Consider the following 9519-nt stretch of genomic DNA (forward strand, 5'->3'; position numbering starts at 1 on the left):
GCCTCATTCGCGGCTTGGGATATTGACCCCCGATGAAGCCTATGCGATGAAAACGGAACCAATTACTATGGCGGCATAACCAGACAAACAGATTCATCTTATTTTTGCTGCTAACTGGTCAAGAAAGCAGGACCACCTCTGTTTAACCCTGTTTCGCCTGTTCTTTGCGTTAAGGAGTTCCCATGACAAAATCGAAATCCGTTCTTATTGATCGTCATCCTGGGCGCTCAGCTCAAACCATTGGCCTCGCAAAGGAGCTTGGAACCAGCCCGGACTTGATACATGAACCGTCAGTCGGCGTGGTGGGAACTAAAGGCGATAGCCAATGCTATTTAGGCGTCACAGATAAAGTTGACGCAATTCATGCACGACTTAGGGATCGAATTGGGACTGAACCTGACCAGTTGAAATTTCGTCTAGTAGAGCCTCAATACACGGTCGCTACTTCAGACGGCATTCGAAACGGGACGCGCGAAATGCGCTACTCGCTTATTGGCCGCGAAGTCACCAACGATGCACTTTGCGAACACCTTGAAGCAAGTGGTCTTGCGGGAACCATCGCCGTTGTTGCATGTGATAAACCACCTGTAGGAACTCTTGCCGCACTGCTCGAACATAATGAGCCAGCAATCATCATGTCGGACGGGCCAATCCATCCTGGAATTGATCCGAAAACTGGCGGTGCAATCGACATCGTCAGTGCATACGAGGTCGCCGGCCATCCTGATCCAGAATACCGTCATCACATTGCTTGCCATGCATGTCCTGGTATTGGAAGTTGCGGTGGCATGTTTACCTACAACACCATGCAAACATTTATCGGCGTCGCAGGGATGCAGCCGTTGCACATGGTGGCACCGGCTTCCGATGACCCAAGACGTCTCAATGAATTTCCAGACGAGCTCGTCCATTACTTAGCACAGTTGATTGAGATGGATTTAAAGCCCCGCGACATCGTTGTTCGCGACTCTTTACGCAATGCCTTGATTGTTGCACTGGCTGTAGGTGGTTCTACCAATGTCGTATTGCACGTGCCCGAGATTGCACGTGCCGCAGGATATGAGAACTTTTGGAAAGACGTTATGACGCCAGAAGAATTCAATCATCTCTCGCAATATGTCGTGCCTGTCCTCACAGACGCCCGGCCGTATGGCAAATACTCCATGGTCGATATCGATCAAGTTGGTGGCGTACAAGTGATTGTGCGCGAACTTCTGGATATGGGATTGCTTAATGGAAACGTTATGACCTGCACAGGGGAAACCCTAAGTGCGCAGGTCAATCGTCTCAATACACCAAATCCGGACGGCAAGGTGGTCTACACAGTTGAAAATCCCTACAAACCAACCGGTGGCTTGCGCTTGCTGAGCGGTAATCTGTCACCAGATTTTTCAGCAATATTGAAGCTTGCGGGCGTCGAGGGCGGACTGGGCGACAATCTATTCCGTGGTAAAGCATGTATTTTCAATGGACAAAGCGACCTTCTGAAGGCGCTCGATGAAACACCTGAGAGCTTTCAAAATAACGATATGGTCATTGTTCGCTACGAAGGGCCTAGCGGCTCACCAGGCATGCCAGAGATGCTAGATCCGACGGCACGCATTACGACCCTTTGCCGCGAGAGGGGCATTGTGATCGCTTTGATGACTGATGCTCGTTTCTCTGGAGGGTCCGTTGGGCTGGTGATTGGACATGTTGGGCCTGAAGCGGCTCTTGGTGGTCCAATCGCGTTCATTGAAAATGGGGATGAAATTGTTGCAGACCTGAATACAAATGAATTAACCTGCACAGCGCTTGATGATCCAGATACGCTTGCGAAGCGCAAAGCTAATTGGGAGAAAGAAACCGCTGACAATGGCGGTACTCATCCTTCTTGTGGGATCGCGGACACGCGTCTCTTACATCGTGCGCGTCACTCTGCTGTTCCTGCATCCCGCGGTGGCGGCATCCACCCAAATCGAAAGGTTTGGGTCAGGGAACCACGAGACGCGGAACGCTCCGGTTTTATTCCGTCGAATAAAACGCGGCCGATCACTAATAAAGAATTTTGAGATGCTGTCCGGCTAATTCGAACACGTCTCAGTTTAGCATTATTATGCAGGATTTAGGCGAAGCCAAGATCAGAAACCTCACGCATTTCAGGCGGCGTCCATAGATGACAATGCCGTTAAATATTATTATACTAATTTATTTTTTAATATTTATAAAATCAATATCCAAATCTAGTTTGGGTTAAACCAAAATTGATGTCCGTTTATTTAGCGATATTTTCTATAAAGCAACTGGATGTTGAAAATGTTGATGATCTTGATGGTTTACTTATAGGCTATCAAGTCGGATGTAAGAATGTTGCAAGTTTACTGAGTGGCAGGTATTCAAAAGAGGGTATTTTTGCAGTTCCCAGTGATGAAGCGGCTTTTCGAATGCTAGCAAAAGGTAGACTTGAATTCGTGATAGCAGAACGCTTTCAAAGCCAAGTCATATTTTCGAGAACAATGCGGGCTGGAACAGACTTGAAGCTATCGCAGAACAGGTCGATCATCGACAATCCCATACGCCCCGGTTCACGCCATGACGGTGCGTTCTCCAGCCGTGATAATGTCGGTTGGCTCATCAAATCATTGCCCGTCTCCGACACCCGCCCACAGGCCAGTTTGAAGGCCAGATCAAAACGCAAAACGTCGAGGTCATCGCAATCCTCGTAACCGCAAGCGATGGCGAACATCCGCGCCCGGATCATGTCTGCCTGACGGTGCCTCAAACTCGAAGGATCCCGCTCGTCCTGCAGACAAGACGAAAGCCGCTCGGACAGACCAAGGCCGTTCTCGATCTCGCGTAACAACATGACGCCGCCATCCGAAGAGAGACGGCCACCGTCAAACCGGGCCTGCAATTCTTTACCCGCGACAGGTGACAAACCGGAGAGATATGGGGTAGTTTCTTTCATGGTGAGCCGTCGGTTTTCCTGGTGATGTGGATTTGGTTTAGACACCCGAAATTCTACATTATTTTAACAGGTTAATATACGCTCACCACCCAATTTACCGGGTGCCGTGAATAATTCAGGCTAGGGCTTCGAAAAAGAAGGCGACTGATCATATCCAAAATACAGGCAAGATAAGAAAGACTGTTACCGGCGGGTTGGGAAGGAATTAGAGCGAGGGAATAGAAAGGAGAGCAGCTTGTTAGAAAGCGGATTGGATTAACTGCCTCTCCCCTTACTTGGCGTATTTGGCTTGATTGTAGCAATTCGGTGGGGAGATGGAGAACAGGATGGCTATGGAGGGATTGGGTGCCGCCCAGGAGTCCGCCAGACGCTCCGTGAGCGTCCTCCAAGAGAATATCCTCCCAGGGGTCGGGGCTATTCAAAGGCACACCTTAGAGTCTGTTTTAAAAATCGAGATACCGGGCGAGCCTGCGTGACATGAGTTTAATCATAGCGGTGTAGATGAAGGTGAGCGCGGTTTTAGCGTGTTTTTCAAAATCCTTTGCAAGCCTGCGATTGATACCGAGCCACGCAAAAGTTCGCTCGACGATCCATCGTTTCGGCAGGACGAGAAAGCCTTTGGCTGCATCGGAGCGTTTGACAATCTCTACGGGCCGGGGAGAGTTGCTTTGCGCGATGGGTCCGGCATAGGCGCCGTCGGCAATCACTTTTTTGATGACTGGAAAGCGGGCCGTGAGCCTGTCCAGCGCCAAAGCCGTGCCGTCACGATCCTGAATGCCTGCGGAATGTACTTCGGCTTTCAGGATCATGCCAAGAATATCGACAACGATATGGCGTTTGCGGCCCTTGACGTTCTTGCCCGCGTCAAAGCCGACATCGCCGCGCGCATCGGGACCGGTTTTCGCCGACTGCTCGTCAATGTTCGCCAGCGTCGGGCTTTCTTCCCTGCCTTCGAGGGTCCGCACGGCTCGGTACAGGGCATCATGAATTCCCTCCCACAGACCGGTGCGCATCCACTCCCGGAAATAGCCGTAAACCGTTTGCCATGGCGGAAAATCCTTCGGTAACATATCCCACTGGCAGCCCGATTGCAGCAGGTAAAATATGCCGTCAATCACGTCCCGAAGCCCCGTTTTGCGCGGACGGCCCCGTTTATGCGTCAGCGGCATCAACGGTTCCAGCTTTTTCCATTCCGCATCTGTTACGCTGCTTGCGTACCCAGACGTTCTGCGGGCATACTCCTTGCGAGTGTCGGGCGTCCATACCATCTAAGCCTCCTTGTAAAGCGTTGAACACTTCACAAGTGAATCAAATAGTGAACCCGCACTCAGCCCTCTTTCGATTTTTAAAAAAAGACACTTAGACAATCCATTTCGACGTGCATCGAAAACGGAGACCGTCTCCTAAATGAGAGCTATGATTTGGAATTCCGCTCTCCCTCTTCTTCATGCTACTTTCTTGTCACCATCGCGCAGGAAGAGTTTGCTAAGGCATTCTTGCTGCTGCTGGTCGCTGAGCATGTCATTCCATTTGACACCGGAGTGCAGCGCACCCTGAGAGATCATGTGTGTAAACATTTGGTGGGCATGTGGATGGACTACATTATCATGCACTGGGAGGAATTTGATGAGTTGGAGAGAGCCATAAAACTTGATGTCTCTCTCGGAGAGAGTCTGCCGGATGACGTTGGAAGCGCCGCAGAGATTCTCAGATATGACAAGATTGAACGTTGGAAATATGCGCCCAACCCACCCTACGATCGATCAGCCCTCGCAATAGCCAAGGGGACAAAGGATAAACGCAAGCAAGATGCGCTCTATGTGCGCATAGGCAAAGATGGCCGCGTGGCAAGCAAGCCCACAGTCATCGTCGATACTGAGACGAACGAAGAACTTGAGCGAGCAGAGCGATATCGACGATTTATCCAGGGTGCTTTGGCAGGTAACGACAAGAACTAGGGGTCAACAGCTGCTCGAATCGGCTCCGCACCTAAAACCCTGTCAGAAAGCCGCCCTGCTGCGCCGAGCTTCGCTGCCACCTGGTCGATGAAATAGTCAAACCGACGTTGGCCCAGTGCATGAGCCGCATCACGCTCTCCTTCCGGAATCGGGCCCGTTCGGGTGAGCCAATAGAAGACGTAATGGGCGAGCGTTTCCATCGTCAGAGCCACATCGCGCTCGATCTCGCTCTGGCGTGCATCGAAGGCGTCCATCCGGCCAAGAAGTCGCGCTTCCAGCCCCTGATCTTCTTCCGGGAACAGGTAATGCTGCAATTCTGCTTCCAAGATCGCTGTTTTCGTTACGCCGGGGCGTTCCGCAGCCGCGCAAAGCGCATCATTCAGTTTGGGTGACAGTCTCAGATTGGCGCGCGGCTTTGGCATCATCAGAAATCCGGCAACATGCCTTTGTCCGCGCGATCCATGGCTACAGCACTGCGAACCGCGCTGAGGTGATCGGCATCAGCGATATCCTGCGCCTCATCCAGATCTGGCTGTTCATCGCGCCCTTTCTTCTCCCCTTGCGCTTCGAGTTCCAATGCGAGTTCGGGAACGGTTTCCAGACCCCCGTCAAGGTCGCCATTTTTCCCATTCGGCTTGCACACACTTTGGGTGTCATCAGCGCGAGAAAAGCCCCAACTGTTGCTTGGCGGGCGTCGGCTGATTTGCAGGGCCGCAGGGTCGAGAACACGGTCAACAAAATTCCGATCGCGATAGTAGCGCAGCTTCTGCGCCCTGACGGGAGGCGCACCCGAGACCATCACCAACTCGTCCTTCGCTGACAGCCGCATGATCTCCCCAGGCATCAAAAGCGGGCGACTCGTTTCCTGGCGCGACGCCATCATGTGAGCGAGCCAGGGCGCTAGCCTGTGGCCTGCATAGTTCTTCTGAGACCGAAGCTCCGTCGCTGTTCCCAAGGCTTCCGAAACCCGCTTAGCGGTTCGCTCGTCATTAATCGCAAACGCTATCCGCACATGGCAATTGTCCAGGATCGAATTGTTCGGACCGTAGGCCTTCTCGATCTGGTTCAGCGATTGCGCAATCAGGTAAGCCCGAATGCCATACTCGGCGACGAACGCCAGCGTCTGCTCAAAGAAGTCGAGCCGCCCAAGCGCGGGAAACTCGTCCAGCATAAGCAATAGCTTGCGGCGCGAGGGGGCCGGGTTCCCTTCTGTCAGTCGCCTTCCGATCTGAATGAGCAACAGGCGCATCAATGGCTTCGTCCGCGACAGGTCTGACGGCGGACAAACCAGATAGAGCGATACAGGCCACTCCGGGTCGACAAGATCGTCAATGCACCAGTCACTGGCGCCAGCAACCGATGCCACGACAGGATCCTGATAGAGGTCCGGAAAACTGAGTGCCGTCGACAAAACACCTGATCGCTCATTTTCGGATTTGTTGAGCAGCGCGCGGGCTGTCTGCGCGACGAGCGGGTGCGCTGATTGGCCCAGATGCCTTGTGTACATCATCGCTGTCAGCGTCGCTGCAAAACTCCGTCCCGGATCCGACAGGAACCGCGCACATCCCGCGAGTGTCTTGTCCTTCTCTGCATACAGGACGTGAAGGATCGTTCCGACCAACAGAGCCAGGCTAGTCTTTTGCCGGTGATCGCTTTTCTCGAGGCTGCCTTCGGGATCGACCAGAATGTCCGCGACATTCTGAGCGTCGCGCACCTCTCTCGGACCACGACGCACATCCATCAGCGGATTATAGCGCGGTGAACCCGCATCGGTCGGATCGAACCGGATGCACGTGCTGAACTGTGATCTCCAGCCTGAAGTCAGATCCCAGTTCTCTCCCTTGATGTCATGAATGACCGCGCTGTCGGTCCAGGACAGGAGCGTCGGGATCACCAGCCCCACTCCCTTCCCCGACCGCGTTGGCGCAAAGGACATGACATGCTCGGGCCCAGAATGCCTGAGGTAGCGCCCCTTCCACTGCCCGAGAAAAACACCGGCCCCAGATAGCAGGCCAGCCGAGTTCATCTCGTCCAAAGACGCCCAACGCGCTGAGCCGTAAGTCGTCACGTTCCGCTCGTGCCGGCTACGCATCACAGACCCAATGACTGCCGCAACAATCCCTAAACCGCCCCCGCTCAGCGCGATCAGTCCGGCCCGATTAAACGCACCCGACGCATAGGCCTCATAGGCATACCACCACTGATAAATCTGCCACGGTTTATAGACAGGTATGTCTGACCAAATGAACCAAGGGCGCCAAAGCGCTGCCTGATACTCAAGTGCCTGAGCGGCCCATTGCGTAGCCGCCCAAGTCGCACCGACAACAATCGCCAGAACCAAAAAAAATTGGCCAATGAGAATTTTCGTCGTCGACAATGGAAAGCTCCAGGCTAATCAGCCGGAGCATGACGTCTACAGCACACCCTTGATAGTGGCGATCGATGCCCATTCCGGCAAACCGATGCATCGGGACAACGCTAGAAAGCTCTACTCCGTAATCGTCCAGACTTGGGTCTCAGAGCAAAAGAAAGGTCAGACTCTCTTGACGAACGAGAGAGCAACAGATCGCAGGTTAGATGCCACCAAAAGCTGACCGAAGCGGATCATGCGTTGGGGTAATTGGCATGGTTTCCAAGACCACTCACGCGGGGCTTGAGCGAGCATCCATAGAGGGTAGTCCTTCGGTGCGCAAACGGGGCCGCCCGTTTGCCAAAGGCCCGTTGGCCGATCATCGTGATGTCTGATCGCAGCCGTCGAGGCTCGGCCAGACATCACGATGCTGGAACTTACCCGGCGCCATCGATCAGGCCGCCTTCAGTCTCTATATCGAAACACAACTCGCTCCGAGCCTGCAACTTGGCGACGTGGTCATCCTGGACAATCTCTCGGTTCACAAAAGCGCCTATGCTGCTGAACAGCTTCGAAAACACGGCACATGGTTTCTGTTCCTGCCGCAATACTCGCCTGACCTGAACCCGATCGATACGGCTTTCTCGAAACTCAAGGCTCACTTGCGCGCAGCAGCTGCACGGACCTTCGATGACCTCGAAGCCGCTATTGGAAGCATTTTTGGGCTCTTCGCACCCGCAGAATGCTGGAACTACTTCAAGGCCGCTGGGTATGATTCAGATTAACGGCTCACCGCTCTAGTGGGCGTTTGGCCTGGCAGGTCAGCAACGGCTACAGTCAGCGCAGCACGGTGGAAACCCAAATGGGCCGCTGGAAGACGGTCATCGGCCCCAAACTGAAAGCCCCGAGCTTTCCAAACCAGAAAACCGAGGCCCGGATCGGAACCCGCATTCTCAACAAAATGACCGAACTCGGACGTCCCGAGTTTGAGCCGGTCGCTTGACCCCAAGCATGGGTAAGGGAACACTCAGCTCAATGCTCGATCCATGCAACAACGCCCTGCCCGGTCGAAGCGGCCGCTGGCGTGGCGGATAAGGTGATCGGAAGTGTCCCGCACCGCGGTTATACTTACGCTGCGTTATGATCAGCAAAGAAACTGTCCGGCGGGTTGGCATCAAACGGTGTCAATCGAGGATCGAAGCGGAACCGCGTCGCGCAGTAGAGACAGAGGATGGAATCCGCCTCGCCCATATTGATGTAAAGGTGCGGGTGGTCGTGCGGCGGGGACGCGCCGATGCACTTGAATTCCCTGACCCCGATGCAAATTTCCGGGACACCGTGGTCGTTCCTGAATTTTGGGCAACCGCCGCCGGACATCGATCAGGCCCGGTGCGAGAGCGAGCAGATGCTGTTGTGGCGGTGCCGCCGCATGCCGCCCGAGCCGCCCCTCTCGTACCATCTCGACCTGGCCGAACGTCCGGAAGGCGTGTCGGCCACCGCCTTTGAGCTGAAAGCGTCGAAGACGGCCTGGGTCTCGAACCCAAGGTCGCGACGCTGTTGCGCGATTTCAAGCGTTGCCGGTGGGCACTTCCTCTCCACCATCGGTTCCTCCCTCTCTCGATTCAACCTCAGATCCGGTCACACCTTGTCTCCCTCCCGTCCGGGCTCGGGCGAGAACAGGGCTTCCTTGCCCGGTTCGTCCTTCCACTTTCGGCTAATTTCAATTGGTAGCGCTACTTCATATGTTTGTTACTCAAAGCTATCCGAAACCGAAAAACAACCAGCATCATGTTCCGCAAAACGTCTGAAAAATGCGCTCGCCTGGCTTCGGTGGATTGCCGTACGACGCGAAACCAGGCTGATCGTCGTAAGGTTGTGAAAGAACAGTGGTGAGTTGCTCGAATAACGAAAAATCATTGTGTTGTATTGCCGCTTCGAGCGCCTGTTCGACGCGGTGATTGCGCGGAATAAAAGCGGGGTTGATCTGTCTCATTTCTAGAGCGCGATCCACAGGTGCCTTGGGCTCGCGGGATAGCCGTGACAGCCAGCAGGTTGCCCATAGATCGTACGCAGGCGGATTCCGGAAGAGATCTCGCACGGCACTAATACCGTGGGGATCGCCCGCTGCGTCGCAGAGGTGACGAAAGGTTAGCGTAAAGTCGGCCTCGTTCTCGGACATTGTGTCGAGCAGTGATTGGGCAAGAGCGGCGTCATTGGCTTCTGAGTTGGAAAGCCCAAGCTTCTGGCGCATACCAGCAAGCCAA

The 9519-nt window shown here is 54.1% G+C and carries 7 protein-coding genes and 3 pseudogenes; 4 read left to right on the plus strand and 6 right to left on the minus strand.

Features of this window, described 5'->3' with window-relative positions; translation table 11 throughout:
- Positions 1–182 precede the first annotated feature (182 nt).
- The gene (locus ACESNI_RS15380; RefSeq protein WP_373088558.1) at positions 183–2051 is read left to right on the plus strand and encodes a dihydroxy-acid dehydratase; all 1869 of its coding nucleotides are present in this window, start codon (positions 183–185) and stop codon (positions 2049–2051) included.
- Between the two features lie 434 nt (positions 2052–2485).
- Here ACESNI_RS15380 and ACESNI_RS15385 read toward each other — a convergent pair.
- Together ACESNI_RS15385 and ACESNI_RS15390 are read right to left on the minus strand one after the other, a co-directional pair.
- A pseudogene (locus tag ACESNI_RS15385) lies at positions 2486–2947 on the minus strand (transposase); the annotation flags it as partial.
- A gap of 443 nt (positions 2948–3390) precedes the next feature.
- Positions 3391–4215 (minus strand): IS5 family transposase, encoded by an 825-nt coding sequence (locus tag ACESNI_RS15390; protein WP_373088560.1) that lies wholly within the window; start codon positions 4213–4215, stop codon positions 3391–3393.
- Positions 4216–4317: 102 nt separating this feature from the next.
- On the opposite strand from ACESNI_RS15390, the gene ACESNI_RS15395 reads away from it, so the two are divergent.
- On the plus strand, positions 4318–4905 hold the full coding sequence (locus ACESNI_RS15395) for an AbiV family abortive infection protein (protein WP_373088570.1): 588 nt from the start codon (positions 4318–4320) through the stop codon (positions 4903–4905).
- Here the strand turns inward: ACESNI_RS15395 and ACESNI_RS15400 are convergent.
- Complete coding sequence (locus tag ACESNI_RS15400; RefSeq protein ID WP_373088562.1) at positions 4902–5330, minus strand: hypothetical protein; 429 nt, start codon at positions 5328–5330, stop codon at positions 4902–4904. The two genes, ACESNI_RS15395 and ACESNI_RS15400, sit on opposite strands and share 4 nt — an antisense overlap.
- Positions 5330–7282: an IncP-type conjugal transfer protein TraG gene (traG, locus tag ACESNI_RS15405; RefSeq protein ID WP_373088564.1), complete on the minus strand. Its 1953-nt coding sequence runs from the start codon at positions 7280–7282 to the stop codon at positions 5330–5332. Before traG ends, ACESNI_RS15400 begins: the two co-directional genes overlap by 1 nt.
- Before the next feature lie 404 nt (positions 7283–7686).
- On the opposite strand from traG, the pseudogene ACESNI_RS15410 reads away from it, so the two are divergent.
- Positions 7687–8040 (plus strand): annotated as a pseudogene (locus ACESNI_RS15410) (transposase); the annotation flags it as partial.
- A gap of 8 nt (positions 8041–8048) precedes the next feature.
- Positions 8049–8258 (plus strand): annotated as a pseudogene (locus ACESNI_RS15415) (IS5/IS1182 family transposase); the annotation flags it as partial.
- 125 nt (positions 8259–8383) lie between these two features.
- Here the strand turns inward: ACESNI_RS15415 and ACESNI_RS15420 are convergent.
- Both ACESNI_RS15420 and ACESNI_RS15425 read right to left on the minus strand, forming a co-directional pair.
- Positions 8384–8632 carry a zinc-finger domain-containing protein gene (locus tag ACESNI_RS15420; RefSeq protein ID WP_373088566.1) on the minus strand — a complete coding sequence of 83 codons (249 nt, stop codon included), beginning with the start codon at positions 8630–8632 and terminating at the stop codon, positions 8384–8386.
- Between the two features lie 409 nt (positions 8633–9041).
- Positions 9042–9519: protein adenylyltransferase SelO family protein (locus ACESNI_RS15425; protein WP_373088568.1), on the minus strand; the 478-nt coding region annotated here is incomplete at its 5' end.

Origin of the sequence: Sneathiella sp., from assembly GCF_041689005.1 — a bacterium.
Taxonomy (GTDB): domain Bacteria; phylum Pseudomonadota; class Alphaproteobacteria; order Sneathiellales; family Sneathiellaceae; genus Sneathiella.